This window comes from Robertmurraya beringensis (assembly GCF_042433785.1).
In the GTDB taxonomy this organism is placed as follows: Bacteria; Bacillota; Bacilli; order Bacillales; family Cytobacillaceae; genus Robertmurraya_A; species Robertmurraya_A beringensis.
Genome location: NZ_JBHLUU010000108.1, coordinates 1 through 21,489 on the forward strand (window position 1 = coordinate 1; position 21,489 = coordinate 21,489).

The 21,489-nt window shown below is 37.9% G+C and carries 19 protein-coding genes and 1 rRNA gene; 11 read left to right on the forward strand and 9 right to left on the reverse strand.

Features of this window, described 5'->3' with window-relative positions; genetic code table 11:
- The 9 genes from ACFFHF_RS15530 to dnaA all read right to left on the reverse strand — a co-directional run.
- Positions 1–86: ribosomal RNA gene (locus ACFFHF_RS15530) — 16S ribosomal RNA — on the reverse strand; the annotation flags it as partial.
- A gap of 303 nt (positions 87–389) precedes the next feature.
- Complete coding sequence (locus ACFFHF_RS15535; RefSeq protein ID WP_377058553.1) at positions 390–1,487, reverse strand: HD-GYP domain-containing protein; 1,098 nt, start codon at positions 1,485–1,487, stop codon at positions 390–392.
- 88 nt (positions 1,488–1,575) lie between these two features.
- Complete coding sequence (gene gyrA, locus ACFFHF_RS15540; protein WP_377058554.1) at positions 1,576–4,080, reverse strand: DNA gyrase subunit A; 2,505 nt, start codon at positions 4,078–4,080, stop codon at positions 1,576–1,578.
- Positions 4,081–4,168: 88 nt separating this feature from the next.
- The gene (gene gyrB, locus ACFFHF_RS15545) at positions 4,169–6,091 is read right to left on the reverse strand and encodes a DNA topoisomerase (ATP-hydrolyzing) subunit B (protein WP_160547742.1); all 1,923 of its coding nucleotides are present in this window, start codon (positions 6,089–6,091) and stop codon (positions 4,169–4,171) included.
- 126 nt (positions 6,092–6,217) lie between these two features.
- Positions 6,218–6,442: an extracellular matrix regulator RemB gene (gene remB / locus ACFFHF_RS15550; RefSeq protein WP_340901698.1), complete on the reverse strand. Its 225-nt coding sequence runs from the start codon at positions 6,440–6,442 to the stop codon at positions 6,218–6,220.
- Between the two features lie 9 nt (positions 6,443–6,451).
- A complete protein-coding gene (gene recF / locus ACFFHF_RS15555) occupies positions 6,452–7,570 on the reverse strand; it encodes a DNA replication/repair protein RecF (protein WP_340901697.1) in 1,119 nt (372 codons plus the stop codon).
- A 68-nt stretch (positions 7,571–7,638) separates the two neighbouring features.
- Positions 7,639–7,851, reverse strand: a complete 213-nt coding sequence (gene yaaA / locus ACFFHF_RS15560; protein WP_160547692.1) for a S4 domain-containing protein YaaA — start codon at positions 7,849–7,851, stop codon at positions 7,639–7,641.
- Positions 7,852–7,979: 128 nt separating this feature from the next.
- Entirely contained in the window at positions 7,980–9,116 is a 1,137-nt protein-coding gene (dnaN, locus tag ACFFHF_RS15565) for a DNA polymerase III subunit beta (RefSeq protein WP_340901695.1), read from the reverse strand.
- A 180-nt stretch (positions 9,117–9,296) separates the two neighbouring features.
- Positions 9,297–10,643 carry a chromosomal replication initiator protein DnaA gene (gene dnaA, locus ACFFHF_RS15570; protein ID WP_340901693.1) on the reverse strand — a complete coding sequence of 449 codons (1,347 nt, stop codon included), beginning with the start codon at positions 10,641–10,643 and terminating at the stop codon, positions 9,297–9,299.
- A 646-nt stretch (positions 10,644–11,289) separates the two neighbouring features.
- On the opposite strand from dnaA, the gene rpmH reads away from it, so the two are divergent.
- From rpmH to ACFFHF_RS15625, 11 genes are all read left to right on the forward strand, one after another.
- Positions 11,290–11,424, forward strand: a complete 135-nt coding sequence (gene rpmH, locus ACFFHF_RS15575) for a 50S ribosomal protein L34 (protein ID WP_066059809.1) — start codon at positions 11,290–11,292, stop codon at positions 11,422–11,424.
- Positions 11,425–11,577: 153 nt separating this feature from the next.
- A complete protein-coding gene (gene rnpA, locus ACFFHF_RS15580; protein ID WP_160547695.1) occupies positions 11,578–11,937 on the forward strand; it encodes a ribonuclease P protein component in 360 nt (119 codons plus the stop codon).
- A gap of 159 nt (positions 11,938–12,096) precedes the next feature.
- Complete coding sequence (gene spoIIIJ / locus ACFFHF_RS15585; RefSeq protein ID WP_160547696.1) at positions 12,097–12,873, forward strand: YidC family membrane integrase SpoIIIJ; 777 nt, start codon at positions 12,097–12,099, stop codon at positions 12,871–12,873.
- The gene (gene jag / locus ACFFHF_RS15590) at positions 12,870–13,490 is read left to right on the forward strand and encodes an RNA-binding cell elongation regulator Jag/EloR (RefSeq protein WP_340906110.1); all 621 of its coding nucleotides are present in this window, start codon (positions 12,870–12,872) and stop codon (positions 13,488–13,490) included. Before spoIIIJ ends, jag begins: the two co-directional genes overlap by 4 nt.
- Positions 13,491–13,777: 287 nt before the next feature.
- Positions 13,778–15,163: a tRNA uridine-5-carboxymethylaminomethyl(34) synthesis GTPase MnmE gene (gene mnmE / locus ACFFHF_RS15595; protein ID WP_340906109.1), complete on the forward strand. Its 1,386-nt coding sequence runs from the start codon at positions 13,778–13,780 to the stop codon at positions 15,161–15,163.
- Between the two features lie 29 nt (positions 15,164–15,192).
- Positions 15,193–17,085: a tRNA uridine-5-carboxymethylaminomethyl(34) synthesis enzyme MnmG gene (gene mnmG / locus ACFFHF_RS15600; protein ID WP_340906108.1), complete on the forward strand. Its 1,893-nt coding sequence runs from the start codon at positions 15,193–15,195 to the stop codon at positions 17,083–17,085.
- 36 nt (positions 17,086–17,121) lie between these two features.
- Positions 17,122–17,838: a 16S rRNA (guanine(527)-N(7))-methyltransferase RsmG gene (gene rsmG / locus ACFFHF_RS15605; protein ID WP_340906107.1), complete on the forward strand. Its 717-nt coding sequence runs from the start codon at positions 17,122–17,124 to the stop codon at positions 17,836–17,838.
- Positions 17,839–17,978: 140 nt separating this feature from the next.
- Positions 17,979–18,848, forward strand: coding sequence for a nucleoid occlusion protein (noc, locus tag ACFFHF_RS15610; protein ID WP_160547699.1), 870 nt, complete (start codon positions 17,979–17,981; stop codon positions 18,846–18,848).
- A gap of 180 nt (positions 18,849–19,028) precedes the next feature.
- Positions 19,029–19,790: a ParA family protein gene (locus ACFFHF_RS15615; protein ID WP_066059793.1), complete on the forward strand. Its 762-nt coding sequence runs from the start codon at positions 19,029–19,031 to the stop codon at positions 19,788–19,790.
- The gene (locus ACFFHF_RS15620) at positions 19,783–20,640 is read left to right on the forward strand and encodes a ParB/RepB/Spo0J family partition protein (protein ID WP_160547700.1); all 858 of its coding nucleotides are present in this window, start codon (positions 19,783–19,785) and stop codon (positions 20,638–20,640) included. Before ACFFHF_RS15615 ends, ACFFHF_RS15620 begins: the two co-directional genes overlap by 8 nt.
- Positions 20,641–20,752: 112 nt before the next feature.
- Positions 20,753–21,469: a DUF554 family protein gene (locus ACFFHF_RS15625; RefSeq protein ID WP_160547701.1), complete on the forward strand. Its 717-nt coding sequence runs from the start codon at positions 20,753–20,755 to the stop codon at positions 21,467–21,469.
- Positions 21,470–21,489 lie beyond the last annotated feature (20 nt).

Here is a 21,489-nt window from a genome sequence, read left to right on the forward strand (position 1 = left end):
AGCAAGCTCCCAAAGATCCGCTCGACTTGCATGTATTAGGCACGCCGCCAGCGTTCGTCCTGAGCCAGGATCAAACTCTCCAATAAAGAGTAAGATTAGCTCTTAAAGTTAAAACGTTGGCTAGTGTGTTTTTCAACACTAATCATTTTTGTTGACGTATGATTTGTTTAGTTTTCAAAGAACAATCACTGTCGCATCGAGGCGACTTTAATAATATATCATGTTTACCAACTCATTTCAACTACTTTTTAAAAAAATTTAATAACTATTTAAAGTACTTGTTGAGCTGACTTTTCATAGTATAACAAGTCATCATTCTTTATTCAACAACTAATAAATGGAAATATTCAAGAGCCAGATAGTAATAGTCCCTATTTGGCTCTACCATGCTAAGGAATCTTTACTTCATCAATAAAAAGCATTCGGTTTTTCTGCAAATGAATAATTTCATCAGTAGATAATCCTTTTACAAGTGGCCTTGTTGGCGCATTCTCATCGATAAATAGAATTTCGGCTTCTTGTCCATTTGAAAGTTTTACTATACTTCCTATAGAAATATTTAGAATTCCAGATTGAAGCGCACGAATGGAGGCAATATCAAACTGTCCGAATAAATCTTGTAGCATCATCTCCAACACTTTAAAAGGAGACTGTTTTTTTCGATACAATCGTTGTGATGTCATTGCGTGGAATGTGTCAGCTACTCCAATAATTTTTGCATACTGGTGGATTTTCTGTCCCTTTTCTCCTAACGGATACCCACTTCCATCCAAACGCTCATGATGCTGGAAGATAGCGATTTTGCCAGCCTCTCTAATGAAAGGTGTACTTTGAATAAGTCTATAGCTATTCGTCGGGTGGTTCTTCACTTCTTGATACTCCTCTTGAGTAAGAGGTGTTTTTTTATTCAAGATACCTTCAGAAAGCTTTGCCATTCCACAATCGCTTAAAGCTCCAGCCAAAGCAACCTGAACAATTTCACCTTTATTAAAACCTAGCTTCTTAGAGATAAAACTGCTAATTAACCCAACCGCAACCGCATGCTGGTATAAATAGTCTTCCTCAGTTGAAAAGTGGTGAAGTTGAAAAAGGTCTACTTGATTGTGATCTATTTTTTCAATTAACGGAAATATAATGCTACGTACCTTTGTAACATCTACGGGTAAGCCTGCTTGCCAGCTTCGAAACTCTTTTTTAAAGCTTCTTGATGCTTGGAGAAAGAGTTCTGTGAATGTAAGTTCCCTTTGCTCTTCATTTTCCTCACGACTAACTTCTTCATCATCCAAAAGAATCTCATTTGGAATAAAAGGGTGACCGCTAGAAAGAGTCTTTTCAACCTCTAGTTCCGGTACTAAGAAGGCTTTTAATACCCCAAGCAATTCGGAAGTTAACACTGTTTTCTTTTGGACAATTGACCGGCCTGAAGACCCAACAACATCTTCAGAAAGAATGCACCCTTCTTGAACTTCTTTTATAAGAACTCGCACTAATTACACCCTCTAGTAATAATATTCTTAGTCTATTTTACCTAATTCATAAAAAAAGAGGAACATAATAATGTCCCTCTCTTTCAAATTATTCTTCATCCGCTGGTTCAACGTCATTTAACTCTTCATCTTCACCAACGATGATTTCTTCTTTTTCTTCTTCTTTTTCAACCATCGCTACAGTTGCTACGAATTCTTCTTCTGATTCATTCAACCTGATCAATCTCACACCTTGAGTATTTCGTCCCATTGTTGAGATATCACTTACCGCCATACGTATTAAGACTCCACCTGTAGTAATTAACATGACATCTTCTTCACCTGTTACAGCCTTCATCGCAACTAGGCTTCCGTTTTTATCTGTAATGTTACATGTTTTGATTCCTTTACCACCACGGCCCTGGATTCTATACTCTTCGGCAGGTGTACGTTTACCATATCCATTCTTAGTAACAATTAATATCTCTGTGTTTTCTTCAAGTACTTCCATTCCAACAACTTCATCTGTTTCATCAATGTTAATTCCTTTAACACCAGTTGCTGTACGGCCCATAGAACGAACATCCGTTTCAGGGAAACGAATGAGTAACCCATTCTTCGTTCCAATAATGATTTCTTTGCTGCCATCTGTAAGACGAACAGAGATTAATTCATCTTCCTCACGTAGGTTCAAGGCAATTAAACCATTGTTACGAATATTAGCAAAGGAAGTGAGTGGAGAACGTTTCGATATTCCTTCCTTGGTAGTAAAGAACAGGAACCAGTCATCTACAAACTCTGAAACAGGGATAATGGCATTCACCCATTCTCCTTTATCGACTTCAAGAAGATTGATGATAGGAATTCCTTTTGCTGTTCTTGAGAACTCAGGAATTTCATATCCTTTTGAGCGATACACTTTCCCTTTGTTTGTAAAGAAAAGAATGGTATCATGTGTAGACGTTGTAACAAGATGTTCAACGAAATCATCCTCATTCGTTCCCATTCCTTGTATTCCGCGACCTCCACGCTTCTGCGCACGATAGGTTGAAACCGGAAGACGTTTGATATATCCATTATGAGTTAACGAAATAACGATATTCTCAACTGGAATTAAATCCTCATCTTCAATATTTTCCACTCCACCCGTTACAATTTCTGTACGACGGTTATCATTGAAGCGTTCTTTAATTTCTGTTAGCTCTTCTCTAATGATTTCAAGAACCTTTTCTTCATTTGCTAAAATTTCCTTTAGCTCAGCAATTAGCTTCACAAGGTTTTGATACTCTTCCTCGATTTTTTCGCGTTCTAATCCTGTTAAACGCTGTAATCGCATATCTAAGATCGCCTGTGCTTGCTTTTCTGAAAGCTGGAAGGTAGTCATTAAGCCTTCACGAGCAATATCCGTTGTTTGAGAGGAACGAATTAAGCTAATAACCGCATCTAGGTGATCTAACGCAATTCGTAAACCGTCCAAAATATGTGCTCGTGCTTCCGCTTTTCGTAATTCAAATTCTGTTCTTCTACGAATGACTACTTTTTGGTGATCCAAATAATAGACTAAACACTGCTTTAGGTTTAAGACCTTAGGTTGTCCATCAACTAAAGCTAATGTGTTGATTCCAAAACTAGTTTGTAGAGCTGTTTGCTTATAGAGATTATTCAATAACACATTGGCATTTGCATCTTTACGAACCTCAATAACAATACGCATACCTTTTCTATCTGATTCATCACGTAGATCTGTTATACCATCAATTTTTTTCTCACGAGCAAGCTCAGCAATTTTTTCGATAAGTTTTGCCTTGTTTACTTGGTATGGAATTTCATTAACAATAATAACTTCCTTGCCATTTGCTTTTTGTTCAATGACAACCTTTGCTCGTAATGTAATAGAACCTCTGCCTGTTTCGTAAGCCTTTCGGATTCCACTTCGGCCGAGTATTAGTCCTCCAGTTGGAAAATCGGGGCCAGGAATGATCTCCATGAGCTCCGCCGTTGTAATTTCAGGATCTTTACTTACAGCTAATACACCATCAATGACTTCACCTAATTGGTGCGGGGGAATATTAGTTGCCATTCCAACTGCAATTCCTGTGGTTCCATTGACAAGAAGATTCGGGAATCGAGCAGGTAGAACAACTGGCTCCTTTTCTTCTCCATCATAGTTGTCTTGATAATCAATCGTGTCTTTATTTATATCTCGCAACAGTTCCATTGAGATTTTTGACATTCTTGATTCTGTATAACGCATCGCTGCCGCTGAATCTCCATCAACAGATCCAAAGTTTCCATGGCCATCAACAAGCATGTACCGGTAGTTAAAATCCTGAGCCATACGTACCATTGTTTCATAGACCGCTGAGTCTCCGTGTGGATGGTATTTACCTATTACATCCCCAACGATACGAGCAGACTTTTTATATGGCTTGTCAGAATGCATTCCAAGGTCATGCATGGCATATAGAATACGACGGTGAACAGGCTTTAATCCATCTCTAACATCTGGCAAAGCACGGGAGACGATTACGCTCATCGCATAGTCTAGGAATGAAGTCTTCATTTCTTGGCTTATATTAATTTCTTTAATTTGTGAATTTGGTGTTTCAGCCAACGTGTGTACCTCCTTTAAAGCTAATGATGATCCTTTGTAAGCCTTCTATGAAAAGAAAAGGAGGATAGTGGTTACCCTCTACCCTTTTTTAAATATCTAAGTTTTTCACGTATTGTGCGTTTGCTTCGATAAAGTTACGACGTGGCTCTACTTTATCTCCCATTAGCATTTCGAATGTTTCATCGGCTTCAATGGCATCTTGAAGACTAACCTGCAACATGGTTCTAGTGTCAGGGTTCATAGTTGTTTCCCAAAGCTGATCAGGGTTCATTTCACCTAAACCTTTGTAACGTTGAATATTAGGTTTCGGTTGACTCGGAAGCTCTGCGAAAATACGGTCTAATTCCTTATCGTTATAAGCATATTCAATGCGTTTCCCTTGTTGAACCTTGTATAACGGTGGCTGAGCGATATAAATATAGCCTGCCTCTAAGATTTGTCTCATATATCGATAGAAGAATGTTAGAATCAGTGTTCGAATATGCGCACCGTCAACATCTGCATCCGTCATAATGACAACTTTATGGTAGCGAGCTTTCGAAAGATCAAAGTCTTCGCCAATCCCTGTTCCGATGGCTGTAATCATGGCACGAACTTCATTATTTGAAAGGATTTTATCCAATCTTGCTTTTTCTACGTTAAGGATTTTCCCTCTAAGTGGAAGAATCGCTTGGAAATGACGGTCACGTCCTTGTTTTGCTGACCCACCCGCAGAGTCTCCCTCAACGATATATATCTCACTGATTTCAGGATCTTTAGAAGAGCAGTCAGCAAGCTTACCAGGTAAGCTAGATACCTCTAGGGCACTCTTTCGACGTGTTAACTCTCTCGCCTTTTTGGCAGCTAAACGGGCTCTTGCCGCCATTAAGCCTTTTTCTACTATTTTCCTAGCAACTGTAGGGTTTTCAAGAAGAAACTTATCCAGTGCCTCGGCAAAAATCGTATCTGTTGCTGCTCTTACCTCTGAGTTACCAAGTTTCGTTTTGGTTTGGCCTTCAAACTGTGGATCTGGATGTTTGATTGATACGATAGCTGTTAAACCTTCTCGTACATCATCACCAGACAGATTCGAATCGTTTTCTTTTATCTGACCATATTTTCTCGCATAGTCGTTTATGATTCTTGTAAGAGCTGTTTTAAAACCAGATTCATGTGTCCCACCTTCATGGGTATGAATATTGTTCGCAAACGAGTAAATATTACTTGTATAACTATCATTGTACTGAATGGCGACTTCGATGGTAATTCCCTCTTTTTCGCCTTCGATAAAGATTGGTTCTTCATGTAGAACTTCCTTTGATCGATTTAAGTGCTCTACATAAGACTTTATTCCACCTTCATAGTAATACTGGTTAGCTTTATTTTCTTCACGCTTATCTTCAATCGTTATTTTTAACCCTTTGTTTAAAAAGGCAAGCTCACGGATACGATTGGCAAGGGTCTCATAATCATACTCAAGAGTCTCTGTGAAAATTTCTCCATCTGGGACAAAATGAATCGTCGTACCTGTATGGTCTGTTTCTCCGATCACTTCTAAGTCAGCAGCAGGCACTCCACGCTCAAATTTCTGGTAGTGGATTTTCCCTTCACGATGAACATACACTTCTAATAATGTAGATAGCGCATTAACTACAGACGCACCAACTCCGTGAAGTCCTCCAGAAACTTTATAACCTCCGCCACCAAACTTTCCGCCTGCATGAAGGACAGTCATAATGACTTCAACAGCCGGTCTTCCCATCTTTTCATGGATCCCGACAGGTATTCCTCGGCCATTATCAATAACTGTAATACTATTATCCTTTTCAATCACAACATTTATCTCTGTACAGAAGCCAGCTAGAGCTTCGTCAATACTATTGTCAACGATTTCCCAAACTAAATGGTGGAGTCCTTTGACACTTGTGGAACCAATATACATCCCCGGTCTTTTTCTAACGGCTTCAAGACCTTCCAGAACCTGTATCTGATTTTCATCATATGATTGTTCTTGGACTTCTTTTTGTTCCATTGCCATAAACGGTTCACCTACTCTTTCTTTCACAATTAAACGAAAACCAACTGATTTTCGCATACCAAATATATATTTTCACTTAGCAAGAGAACTAAGATTATTCTAATACTGAACTGCTTATTTTTAAGAGCGTTTTTTTAATGTTCCAGATGATAATGGAGAATAATAGATTTTATCCTTCGTGATCACGATAGACTTATATCCACCTTTCGAAAGATCCACAACCACTAAACGATCATTCGTTAATAACTCATTCATCTGTGATGATGAGACGACACTTTCTTTACTTATGATGGCAACGATATCTATTGCTCGTACCAATGTCTCTTCTCCAATATGAACATACATATGACCACCTCATAAGATTTGTTTAATTGTCCCACTATCAACGGTAAAGGTTGACGCTTCTTTAAGCGTTTGATGGTCAATTCCATCCACATTTGTTGTTGTTACAAATGTTTGTACTTTACCCTGAATGGTGTTTAACAAGTGAGATTGGCGATAATCATCAAGCTCAGAAAGAACATCATCTAAGAGTAAAATAGGATATTCCCCAATCTCCGAATGAATAAGTTCAATTTCTGCTAGCTTAACGGATAAGGCAGTTGTCCGTTGCTGACCTTGAGATCCAAACGTTTGTACATCACGTCCATTGACAAAAAAGAGCATATCATCGCGATGAGGGCCAAACAGTGTTGTTCCACGTTCGATCTCTCTTGTTTTTATTTTATCAAATTTATGAGTGAATACTTCTACCATTTTCGACAAATCTTGATCTTCTGATACATCAACAGAAGGTTTATACTCAATCTTTAACGTTTCTAGTCCTCTAGAAATTCCACTATGAATAGGAATGGCCCACTTTTGAAGCATTCGGAGGAATTCATAACGTTTGGCCACGATACGAACAGCCTTATCAATAAATTGCTCCGTTAAAATATCCAACATCGTTTCGTCTGATTGCTTTTTAATCTGCAACATTTTTAAATAATGGTTTCTTTGCTGAAGAATTTTTTGATATTGTCCCATTTCATGAAGATAAATAGGGGATACTTGTCCAATCTCCATATCAATAAATCGCCTTCTAACCTGCGGACTCCCTTTAACGAGTGTAAGATCCTCAGGCGCAAACATAACCACATTCATATTCCCTACATACTGACTTAATTTTTGCTGCTCAAGATGATTGCATTTTGCTTTTTTTCCTTTTTTAGAAATAATCAGCTGCATCGGGAGAGGACCGTGACTTTTTTTTACCCGTCCCTCTATTGTAGCATATTCTTCATCCCAACGAATAAGTTCTTTATCATTAGAGGTTCGATGAGACTTAGCCATGGCTAATACGTAGATAGATTCCATGACATTTGTTTTCCCTTGAGCATTTTCACCTAAGATGACATTAACCTTGTTTTCGAAATTAATAGTCAATTCTTCGTAATTCCGATAATTTTTCAACCCTAAATGCTCAATATACATATTCATAACATCCTTTATCCCTATACAGTAAGCGAGACTTCAACACATTTGTCGAAGCCTGCTTCCTTTTACATGACAATGTATGAACCGATGGTAGGAATTTCAACAACATCTCCAGCTCTAAGCTTTCGACCTCTCCTTTGATCTTGCTCATTATTGACAAATATTTCATGTTCACTTAGGAACCACTTTGCCATTCCTCCGGTATCTATCACACCTGCTAACTTTAAAAATTGACCTAATGTAATATATTCCGTGTCAATTTTCACTTCTTCTCTCAAATAACCTCACTCATTTCTCGTAATTTTTCATGACGAGCGTATTTCGTGTCTACTCTTTATTTTACTAAATATTCGGTTGGTATACAAAGGGTTAAACGAAAAGCCACCAGAAGACTGGCAGCTTATTCTTAATACGTTCTTACAGGTAGAATCAATTGCAGAATAGAATCGTCATTCAAAGGTTGAATAATAAACGGCCTCATTGCCCCTGTAAAGCTAATTTTTATTTCTTGTCCTTCTACAGCTTTTAATGCGTCCATTACATATTTTGCACTAAAAGATATTTTCAACTCTTCACCAGTAATCGCTTGCGCTTGGAGCTCTTCAACTACTTTTCCGATTTCTGGTGTATTTGAGGAAACCTCTATCACTTTTTCTTCAATGGTTGAAAATTTAACTACGTTGTTTCTTCCTTCTCTTGCTAACAAGGAAGCACGATCAATGGATTGTAAGAACTCTTTTGTATTAACGGTTACTTCGGTCTTACTTTCTGAAGGAATCAATCGAGTGGTATCAGGGTAGTTTCCTTCAAGCAATCTTGAGAAAAACAATAGATGCTTAGCTTTAAATAACACTTGATTCTCTGTTATGACAATATCCACTAGGTCATTTGTATCATCTAGTATTTTACTCAATTCATTTAAGCTTTTCCCTGGAATAACGACATTGTAATTGATGTCGTTCTCAATATCGACCTTTGCTTTTCTTAAAGCTAATCTGTGACTATCTGTTGCAATACAGATCAACTCTCCGTTTTCTACCTTCCAGTTTACACCTGTCAACACCGGGCGTGTTTCTGAGGTGGACACGGCAAATACTGTTTGACGAACAAGAACTTTTAAGAGGTCTGTACGAATCTTAAATGCATTTTGTTCTTCAATTTGTGGTAAGTGCGGATACTCTTCAGCATCGAGGCCATTCAAATTAAACTCAGACTTACCTGAACGAATGACGGTTTGAAAGTGATTTTGAACATCTATTTCTACTGTATCTGTAGGTAATTTCTTTACGATTTCACTGAAAAACTTCGCTTGAAGGACGATGGAACCTGTTTGTTTGATTTCGACAAGTTCATCACCAGCTTCTTCTCTAGGTATAAAGGATTCAATGGAAATGTCTGAATCACTACCAGTTAATGTAACACCATCTTCTGTAACGACCATTTTTATACCAGTTAAGATTGGAATAGTTGTTCTGCTAGTTACTGCCTTCATAACATCCTGGACACTTTGAACTAAGCGGTCCCTTTGGATAATAAAACGCATAAAATAAGTCCCCCCGTATGAATGAAATATCAGGTTTATTTATATATTTTTATTATAAAAAAATAGTAGAAGTAATAGTAGGGCCTGTGAGTATGTGGATAACCCTCTTGAACGAAAGGAAACACAGCCTATCCACATGTGGACAGACTGTGAGCAAACGAGTGAAAGTTATACACAGTATTAAATTTTCAAAAGTTCATTAATCTCATTCAATTGTTTTTGGAACTGAGCATCTGCCTGAATAAGCTTTGAAATCTTTTCGTGAGCATGAATAACGGTCGTATGATCTCGACCTCCGAACTCTTCCCCGATTTTCGGAAGGGAGAAGTCGGTTAATTCCCGTGATAAATACATTGCAATTTGCCTAGGAAAAGCAACAGATTTCGTACGCTTCTTTGCTTTAAAATCCTCAAGTTTCACATTAAAATGCTCACCAACGACTCGTTGAATCTCATGAATGGTAATGACTCGTGGTTTCGAACTTGGAATAATATCTTTTAAAGCTTCCGCAGCTAAATCAGCATTAATGTCTTTATTTATTAGAGACGAGTATGCAACGACTCGAATCAATGCACCTTCTAGCTCTCTAATATTGGAATCAATTTGATTGGCTATATATAGCATGACTTCGTTAGGGATATCTAATCCCTCAGCTTTTGCTTTTTTACGAAGGATGGCAATTCTTGTTTCTAAATCTGGTGGTGTGATGTCTGTGATTAACCCCCACTCAAAGCGTGAACGAAGTCGATCTTCAAGAGTCGGAATCTCCTTCGGCGGTCGGTCACTGGATATAACGATTTGCTTACTTTCCTCATGAAGCGTATTAAATGTATGGAAAAACTCCTCTTGAGTTTGTTCTTTTCCAGCAAGAAACTGAATATCATCAATAAGAAGAACATCTACATTGCGATATTTATTTCTAAAATCAACGGCTTTATTGTCTCGAATAGAGTTAATGAACTCATTCGTAAATTTTTCAGAAGATAGGTAAACAACTTTTGCGGATGGGTTATGATCCTGAACATAATGACCAATTGCATGCATTAGGTGAGTTTTTCCTAATCCCACGCCCCCATAAATAAAAAGGGGATTATACGCTTTAGCTGGAGCCTCAGCGACTGCTAGTGAAGCAGCATGTGCAAATCGATTTCCAGAACCAATAACAAATGTATCAAAAGTATATTTCGGATTGAGCATATTTAACGGTAGCTCTTGATGATCGTCATCTTTTATATTGCGTTTTTGTGGAATAGGAATGTCATCTTCCACTTCATTTTGATTTTGAGGAATGATGAATTTAACCCCTAGTTCTTCTCCTGTAATATCGTAGAGAATTCCAGCAATTAATTGCGAATAGCGTTCTTCTAGCCAGTCACGAGCAAATTCATTTGGAGCCGTTACGGTTAATGTATCACCTTGCAAAGAATGGGCTTTAGTAGATTTTAGCCACGTTTCAAAGCTGGGCTTGCTGATTTTTTTCTCTATATTGGCTAACGCGTTATTCCAAAGATCCGAAATATTTTCCAAACTGATCCCTCCTTTATAGGAATATAAATGCCATCTTTGAAGTGGCTAAACCGTCTACTAATTTCTTCTATGTTTCCCGTTAGGATCACAAAAAAACATAGGTTATACAAGCTGTACAACCTATGAATTTATAAATATACAAATCTGTTAATGTGGGTAAGTATATATATAAGAAGTAATAAGGGATTTCGACAATATCCACGACTTGTGGACAACGTTCTACATAGGGTCTGAATAACCTATCCACAAGATATCCACAATCTGTGGATAGGTTATTTATCCACATGAATTTATCCAGAGTGAAAACACAATAATAATATCAAATAAATTAAGTAGACGCAATGGTTTTTTAAGTTTATCCACAACAAGTACAAGCTGTGAGTATAAATTGTCCACAGCGAAAGAATCTGTGAAAAAGCTGTCAATAAGCGTTGTGGATAATGGAGAAACGTGTCGAAAGTTATTAACAGTTGCTGGAAAATATGTTTTTGAGGCAATTGGCCAAATTATTTTTAAATAGTGAAGATCGTTTCTGTTATTCTGTCTGTCAAAAGGAGTCGAAGATAGGCTATTGACTTTTTTTATAGGTCGCCTCTATAATTAGAAGGACTGTCTTTAAAGTTATTCCTCAGGGAGGTGTCATATAATGAAAAGAACGTACCAACCAAATAAGCGTAAACACAGCAAAGTTCACGGTTTCCGTAGTCGTATGAGCTCTGCAAACGGACGTAAAGTATTAGCACGTCGTCGTCGTAAAGGAAGAAAAGTATTATCTGCTTAGGCCACTGAAACGTCAGTGGTCTTTTTTCTCATTCAGGTGAAAGAAGAGTTCGATTTATGTATAGATGTTCACACAGAAGAAAATAATGGGAAGGGCAGTGTGCGCCTCCAGAAGCTAGAGCACTTGCTTTAATCTTGATCGTAGGTGTATTGAATGAAAAAGGAATTTCGTATTAAAAAGAATAAAGAATTTCAAGAAGTATATAAAAAGGGGAATTCTGTAGCCAATCGTCAATTTGTTGTTTATTTACGAAGTGCTCCAGAACAAACCCATTTTCGTGTTGGTTTGTCTGTAAGCAAGAAGATTGGAAATGCTGTAACACGTAATCAAGTAAAAAGATATATTAGACAAGCCCTGCTAGAATTACAAGAACATATGAAAAATGACTATGATTTAATTATTATTGCGAGAAAACCAGCTTCTGATATGTCATTTCATGAAGTAAAAGGAAGTTTAACTCATGTTTTAAAACTTGCAAAGGTTTTAAATGCTAGAGTAGAAAGAAGGAAATAAAATCGAAGTGATTGCATTTTTTTAAAGCATTGTACTTATAAAAAATGATACAATACACTTGGATTATTAATAGACGAACAAGTAGTGTGTTTCTTTTTTCATCTAAAGATTGAAGTGTACATACTTGGAGGATATTAGATATTAAGGAGGAAAAAACGGTTGAAAAAGAAACTTCTTCTTTTAATCGGCCTCATATTTCTGATGGCACTACTTACGGGCTGTACAGAGTATAATAAGCCGATTACAGCAGAAAGCGAAGGTTTTTGGAACGAGTATATTGTATACCCATTATCGTTATTAATTGTCAAAACAGCGGAGTTTGCTGGTGGGAACTTTGGATTAGGTATTATTTTAGTAACACTTTTGATTCGTTTGGTGATTTTACCATTAATGATCAAGCAAACAAAGAGTTCTAAGGCCATGCAAGCTATTCAGCCAGAGATGCAAAAGTTAAGAGAAAAATATAGTTCAAAAGATCAAAAAACACAACAAAAGCTTCAACAGGAAACAATGGCGCTATTTCAGCAGCATGGAGTAAATCCACTTGCAGGTTGTTTTCCATTAATCATTCAAATGCCAATTTTAATTGGATTTTATCATGCGATATCTCGTACGAGAGAGATTGCAGAGCATAACTTCTTATGGTTTGACCTTGGGTCTCCGGATCCATTCTATATTTTACCGATTGTAGCCGGGATCACCACCTTCATCCAACAGAAAATTATGATGGCGGGTGTAGAGAATAATCCTCAAATGCAAATGATGCTTTACATTATGCCGGTTATGATTGTTGTGTTTGCATTTACCTTCCCAGCAGCTTTATCACTGTATTGGGTAGTAGGGAACATCTTTATGATTGTTCAAACATATTTTATTAAAGGTCCAGATTTAAAAAAGGTTGCTGAAACTGGTAAATCAGGAGGAGCGAAAAAGTGAGAGAGGTAACTGCTACGGGTAATTCCGTTGAAGAAGCAGTAGCGTCAGCTTTAGCTCAACTAGAAACAACAAGAGATCGTGCAGAGATAGCGATAGTTGACGAAGGGAAGAAGGGGCTATTTGGTATTTTTGGAACCCGTCCGGCTATTGTTAAAGTATCTAAAAAAATTGATGCGATTGAAGAAGCAAAGAGCTTTTTAACTGATGTAGCGAACAAAATGGGTTCACCAGTTGATATTGAAGTGATAAAAGAAGGTAAACAAGTTCAATTTATCCTTTCAGGAGAAAAGATTGCCCTCCTAATTGGAAAAAGAGGACAAACTTTAAATTCACTACAATATTTAACGCAGCTAGTTATTAATCGATATGCGGAACAATACGTAAATGTATTGCTTGATGCAGAAGATTATCGAAAAAGAAGAAATGATACACTCATGCAATTGGCTGATAGACTTGCCTTTAAAGCCGTTCGGACAGGCCAAAGAGTATCGCTCGAACCAATGCCATCGTATGAAAGAAAAGTCATTCATACAGCTTTAATGGGTAATAAGCGAGTGAAAACATACTCTGATGGAGTCGAGCCAAATCGTTACATCGTGATTACACCGAATAAATAAGAGTTAGATAAGCGATCCCGCTTTGGTGGGGTCGTTTTTTTTGTATAGTTTAATTCAATCTTATGCCTGTCGGAGCTAACCAGGCGCTTCCGCTTTTCTTGTTATTCACATGTGGATAAGTTATGATAAAGCATAATGCACTTTTTTGTTTGTGGATAATTCTTTTTTATTAGAAATGACTGTGCTATTCTAATAATTTGGGAAAAAATGCTTTTAATGAGTAAAGTTTCGTGACATAGATGAAGATAAGGAATATACATGTCCCTTAACGGGAAGAGGTGAAGGCAATGGAATTTGATACAATTGCGGCAATATCGACACCGCTTGGTGAAGGAGCGATTGCGATTGTTCGTCTGAGTGGAGATGAAGCAATCCAAATTGCTGATAAACTATTTAGAGGAAAAAGAAATAAACGTTTGATAGATGTGCAAACACATACCATTCATTACGGTCACTTACTGGATCCAAAAACAGGTGAGGTTGCTGAAGAGGTAATGGTGTCTGTGATGAAAGGACCACATACATTTACGAAAGAAGATGTAGTAGAAATCAATTGCCACGGTGGAATTGTGTCTGTTAATCGTGTCCTACAATTGGTATTACGAGCTGGAGCAAGGTTGGCAGAACCAGGTGAATTCACAAAACGTGCCTTTTTAAACGGTAGGATTGATTTATCACAAGCAGAAGCTGTGATGGATTTGATTCGTGCCAAAACCGATCGTGCCATGAATGTAGCACTAGGCCAAATGGAAGGACGATTATCAAAGCTTATTCAGAGGTTGAGACAGGAAATTCTTGAAACTTTAGCTCATGTGGAAGTGAATATCGACTATCCTGAGTATGATGATGTGGAAGAAATGACGCATAACATGCTGTTAGAAAAGGCCAATCTGGTTCGTGTAGAAATGAAAAAGTTACTCGAAACATCTCAACAAGGAAAAATTTTACGTGAAGGTTTATCAACGGTGATTGTCGGAAGACCTAATGTTGGAAAATCCTCTTTACTAAATAGTTTAGTTCAGGAAAATAAAGCAATTGTTACAGACATTCCTGGAACGACTCGTGACGTCATTGAAGAGTATGTCAATGTTCGAGGGGTACCGCTTCGTTTGCTAGATACAGCAGGTATTCGTGAGACAGAGGATATCGTAGAAAGAATTGGTGTAGAAAAATCAAGACAAGTGTTAAAAGAAGCCGATCTTATTTTATTAGTTCTGAACTATTCGGATGATTTAACAAAGGAAGATGAAAACCTATTTAAGGCTGTTGAAGGAATGGATGTTATCGTCATTATTAATAAAACAGATCTTCCCCAAAAGATTGATATGGAAAAGGTGAAAGAACTGACAGGGAAAAGTCCACTTGTCACGACCTCTTTGCTTGAAGACCAGGGCGTCGATGATTTAGAAGAGGCGATTGCTGCTCTTTTCTTCTCTGGATCGATTGAAACAGGTGATATCACATATGTATCCAATAGTCGACATATCGCCCTACTTCACCAGGCATTACACACTATAGAAGAAGCGATCGCAGGTGTGGAAAGTGGAGTTCCAATTGATATTGTACAGATTGATTTTACAAGAACTTGGGAGCTCTTAGGGGAGATTATTGGAGAGTCTATCCATGAAAGCTTAATTGATCAGTTATTCTCGCAGTTCTGTTTAGGTAAATAATTTTTTTATAGATACAAGGAGGCAGCATGATGCAATATAGTGCTGGAAATTATGACGTGATCGTCATTGGAGCGGGACATGCCGGCTGTGAAGCGGGTTTGGCTGCTGCGCGTCAAGGTGCAAAAACATTAATGATTACCATTAATTTAGATATGGTGGCTTTTATGCCATGTAATCCTTCTGTTGGTGGACCAGCAAAAGGAATTGTTGTGCGTGAAATAGATGCTCTCGGTGGAGAAATGGGGAAAAACATCGACAAAACGCACATCCAAATGAGAATGCTGAATACAGGTAAGGGCCCAGCCGTACGTGCATTACGTGCGCAAGCGGATAAATTTAGTTATCAGCATGAAATGAAGAAAACATTAGAAGATGAAAAAAATCTAACCTTAGTTCAAGGCATGGTAGAGCGTCTTATTGTTGAGGATGGAATATGTAAAGGAGTAATTACAAAGACCGGCGCAACTTATGAAGCAAAAACGGTTGTTATTACTACTGGTACCTTCCTTCGTGGTGAAATCATCCTTGGTGAACTAAAGTACTCAAGTGGACCTAATAATCAGCAGCCATCTATTAAGCTTTCCGAACACCTCGAAGAGCTAGGTTTTGATCTTGTTCGGTTTAAAACGGGAACTCCTCCACGTGTGAACAGTCATACCATTGATTACAGCAAAACGGAGATTCAACCTGGTGATGATGAGCCAAGAGCATTTTCGTATGAAACAACCAAATTTATTACGGACCAACTGCCGTGTTGGTTAACCTACACGAGCGAACAGACTCATCAATTAATTGATAATAATTTGCACCGTTCTCCTATGTATTCAGGCATGATTAAAGGAACTGGTCCAAGATATTGTCCTTCCATAGAGGATAAGGTTGTTCGTTTCAATGATAAGCCACGACACCAAATCTTCTTAGAGCCAGAGGGACGAAACACACAAGAGGTATACGTTCAAGGATTATCAACAAGCTTGCCAGAGGAAGTTCAACATCAAATTTTAAAGACCATTCCGGGTCTTGAAAATGTTCAAATGATGAGACCAGGATATGCCATCGAGTATGATGCTATCGTTCCGACACAGCTATGGCCAACGCTTGAAACGAAAGTCATTCAAAACCTTTACACAGCAGGCCAAATTAATGGGACTTCAGGTTATGAGGAAGCCGCAGGCCAAGGGTTAATGGCTGGTATGAACGCGGGTCGAAAAGCATTAGGTGAAGAAGAAGTCATTCTTAGCCGTTCGGAAGCTTATATAGGGGTATTGATTGATGACCTTGTGACTAAAGGAACGAATGAGCCTTACCGATTGCTTACCTCTCGGGCGGAATATCGATTGTTGTTACGTCACGATAATGCTGATTTACGTTTAACCGAAATTGGTCGTAAAGTGGGACTTATTTCTGAAAAGCGCTATGAACGTTTTTTAACAAAAAAAGCAGCGATTGAAGCGGAGAAGGAACGACTAGAAGGTATTATCATTAAACCTAAGCCAGAAGTTCAAGAACTCATTAAAGCTCAGGGTGGAAGTGAGTTAAAGGATGGTATCCGGGCTTCGGACCTACTAAAACGACCAGAGATGACGTATCGGCATATTGAAGCCATTGTCCCATCTGAGATTGACTTAGATTTTGATATTAAAGAACAAGTAGAAATCCAAGTGAAATACGAAGGGTATATTGAAAAATCTTTACAACAAGTGGATCGTCTGAAGAAAATGGAGAATAAAAAGATTCCTGATAATATCGACTATGATGCCATTTCTGGAATTGCGACAGAAGCAAAACAAAAAATGAAGCAGGTGCGCCCATTATCCATCGCTCAAGCATCAAGAATTTCAGGAGTAAACCCTGCAGATATCTCCATCTTACTTGTTTATTTGGAACAGGGAAAAATAGCACGTGTTTCAAATGATGTATAAAGTAAAATTTTTCCGCTGTGAGGAAGAAGGTACCGCATGAATACAGAGTTATTTATTAAAATGTTAGAGGAGAAGGGGATTGAACTTTCTCCTCAACAGATTAACCAATATGAACAATATTTCCACTTATTAGTGGAGTGGAATGAAAAGATGAATTTGACGGCTATTACAGAGAAAGAGGACGTCTATTTAAAACATTTTTATGATAGTGTATCTGCCGCGTTTTATTATGACTTTTCAAAACCGTTAAGTCTTTGTGATGTGGGAGCGGGAGCAGGATTCCCTAGCATCCCAATTAAAATTGCATTTCCTCATCTACAGGTAACCATTGTTGATTCTTTAAACAAACGAATTACCTTTTTGGAGAATCTTGCAAAGGAACTACAACTTGATGGAGTAACCTTTATTCATGACCGAGCAGAGACATTTGGTCAAAACAAGGAGTACAGAGAACAATACGATCTAGTTACAGCTCGAGCGGTAGCACGATTATCTGTATTAAGTGAGCTTTGCTTGCCGCTTGTCAGGGTAGGGGGAACCTTTGTAGCTATGAAGGCGGCTCATGCAAAAGATGAGTTGGAAGTTGGAAAAAAAGCAATTGCCACACTCGGAGGATCCTTGAAAGAAACATATTCATTCTTACTTCCTATCGAGGAAAGTGAAAGAAATATTATTATTGTAGAAAAGGTAAAGGCGACACCAAAAAAATATCCTAGAAAACCTGGGACCCCGAATAAAACACCAATTGAATAGAGTTACATTTTAGCTCATTTTATGGCATACTTTTAATAAGTATGTAGGATAAAATAATCAATCATTGCATGTTTGGGCAGGAACTTGATTTTTTTTATAGAATACATTATTAGGGAGTTTCGTAAAGGTGGTGCAGGGTGATGAAGCAGACTTTCACACGCTTTTTTGGCCTAGGCGAAAAAGAGGGACAAGCTGGGACGGAAGAACAGGTTGAAGTATTAACCGAAGCAGATCATGAAGAGATAAAAAAAATACCAATTGATTCAATTGTTCCAAATCGCTTCCAGCCAAGGACGGTATTTGATGAGGACAAAATTGAAGAACTCTCACGGACGATTCACATACATGGGATCATCCAGCCAATTGTTGTAAGAGAATTTGAAGAAGGTACGTTTGAAATCATTGCCGGTGAGCGAAGATGGAGAGCGATGAAAAAGCTTGGTTGGGATGAAGCCCCTGCCATTGTGAAAAATATGAATGATACAGAAACGGCTTCTGTCGCATTAATAGAAAACCTTCAAAGAGAAGAACTGTCACCAATTGAAGAGGCAATTGCCTATGGGAAGCTATTGGAATTACACAATTTAACTCAAGAAGCTCTTGCGCAAAGGCTAGGGAAGGGACAATCCACTGTAGCCAATAAGCTTCGCCTATTAAAGCTGCCGCAAGAGGTACAAGAAGCACTACTAAATAAATTAATTACCGAAAGACATGCGCGATCTCTCATTCCTTTGAAAGATGCAGAGAAGCAAATAAAATTACTAGAAGAAATTATTGAGAAAAACTTAAATGTAAAACAAACAGAAGATCGAGTGGCGAAACTTCTAGCTGAAACGTCAGAAAAGCCAAAACCGAAGCGAAAGGCTTTTAGCAAAGATGTTAGAATTGCCGTTAATACCATTCGTCAATCTCTGTCCATGGTTTCTGATAGTGGCATCAACTTAAACTCAGAAGAGGAAGAGTTTGATGATTTCTACCAAATAACAATCAAAATTCCTAAAAAGAAATAATAGATTAAGAGAAGCTTTGTTGAGCTTCTCTATTTTTTGTTATTTTTTTCAATTAACGCCCTTGGGAAATAAAAAATATGATTCTCCTATCTTTTTCATGATAGAATAGAATACGTGATTGTCTTTTTAAAAGTTTTCAAATGTAAATGTTATTATTGAAGATAAAGGTAGGTGACACCATTGGGGAAAGTTATTGCCATTGCGAATCAAAAAGGAGGAGTTGGTAAAACAACAACTTCTGTAAACCTAGGTGCCTGCTTAGCATATATAGGGAAAAAAGTATTGCTAGTTGATGTTGATCCACAAGGAAATGCCACAAGTGGTGTTGGTATTGAAAAAGCTGACGTGGAGCAATGTATATATGATGTATTAGTGGATGACGTGGAGGCAAAGGAAGTCATCATGCCTACATCCGTTGAAAACCTATATGCTATCCCCGCTACGATTCAGTTAGCAGGTGCAGAAATTGAACTTGTTCCAACCATATCAAGAGAAGTGAGATTAAAAAGGGCACTTGAGGAAGTAAAAGGATCTTACGATTATGTTATTATCGACTGTCCACCATCATTAGGTTTATTGACCTTAAATGCGTTAACTGCCTCAGATGCTGTTATTATCCCTGTTCAATGTGAATTTTACGCACTTGAAGGGTTAAGTCAACTTCTAAATACCGTTCGACTCGTCCAGAAGCATTTAAACCAAGATTTAAAAATCGAAGGTGTCCTTCTTACGATGCTAGATGCCAGAACAAATCTTGGACTACAGGTAATTGAAGAAGTAAAGAAGTATTTTCAAGATAAAGTATACAAAACCATTATTCCCCGAAATATCCGCTTAAGTGAAGCACCGAGTCATGGGGAGCCGATTATCATTTACGATCCAAAATCTAGAGGTGCAGAAGTCTATTTAGATTTGGCAAAGGAAGTGGTTTCGCATGGCTAAAGGACTCGGAAAAGGGTTAAATGCGTTCTTTGCAAACATCGAGGAGCCAAACAAACAGGAATCGATTACGGATGTTAGTTTGAAAGAAATACGTCCTAATCCTTATCAGCCGAGAAAGATCTTTACCCAAGAGGCAATTGAAGAGCTAAAGCAGTCAATTATTGAGCATGGTATTTTACAGCCTATAATCGTTAGAAAAAGTATAAAGGGCTATGATATTGTTGTTGGTGAAAGACGCTTTCGAGCAGCAAGAGAAGCGGGGCTTGAAAAAGTTCCTGTTGTCATTCGAGAATTAACTGAACAACAAATGATGGAACTTGCTGTACTAGAGAACTTACAAAGAGAAGATTTGACCCCGATAGAAGAAGCGGCAGCCTATCAGTTACTAATGGAAAAGCTCTCTTTAACACAGGAGCAGTTGGCTAAAAGACTAGGGAAGAGTCGACCACATATTGCAAATTTCGTCCGTTTGTTAACACTGCCAACCAAAATCCAACAGCTGATTTCAGATGGAAAGATTTCAATGGGGCATGGTCGTGCCTTACTTGGCCTTAGAAAGAAGGAAAAGTTACCTCTAATTGCTGAGAAAGTAATGAAAGAAGGCTTAAATGTTCGCCAGTTAGAACAACTTATTCAACAGTTGAATGATAATGTTCCACGTGAAACAAAGAAGCCAAGGCCAGAGAAAAATGTTTTTATTAAAGAACGTGAAGGCTTTTTGCGTGAGAGATTTGGCACAACTGTCAATATTAAAGAGTCTAAAAATAAAGGGAAAATTGAAATAGAGTTTTTCTCAAAAGATGATTTAGAAAGAATTCTCGAATTATTAAATAATAATCAAGAATCCTAATTAAAATAGATATTTTAAAAACCATCAAATGGGATGGTTTTTTTTGTGAATTTCATGCTAAATTGTTAGCATGCTTTTTCGAGAAACGAAATAATTATAATAGGTGGATGGTATGTTTTTATTAGGTACTCTTGTAAATGGATTATTGATAGTGGTAGGGGCATTGTTGGGGAAGCTTCTTCATAGAATTCCAGAATCAATGAAAACAACAGTTATGTTTAGTATTGGTCTTGCAGTGGTTGTGCTAGGACTTCAAATGGGTTTCAAAAGTGAAAATTTTCTCATTGTCATCATTAGTCTTGTAATTGGCTCTGTGCTTGGCGAATGGCTAGATTTAGATGGGAAGTTGAATGCTCTAGGTACATGGTTGGAGAGGAAGGTAGGGAGCTCCCAGCAAGGAAGTATTGCAGAAGGGTTTGTAACGGCAACGCTTATCTTTGTAATAGGTGCGATGGCTATTATTGGTGCACTTGATAGCGGCATTAGGGGTGATCATGATGTGTTATATACAAAATCCATTATTGATGGATTTACTGCACTATTTTTAACAACCACTCTTGGAATCGGTGTTATTTTTTCTGCTATTCCGGTCATGCTCTATCAAGGAGCTATAGCCGCTTTTGCTACCCAGATTGATCGTTTGGTATCAGATGCACTTATGACTAGCTTTATCGCAGAAATGACTGCTACAGGCGGAATTATGATTCTTGCTATTGGATTAAATATTACAGGAATTACGAAAATACGAGTGGCCAATATGCTTCCAGGTATTTTAGTAGTTGCTTTAATTGTGACCATCATGTCACTTGTTGAAACTATACTAAGATAACAAAAAGAGGCCTTCTAATT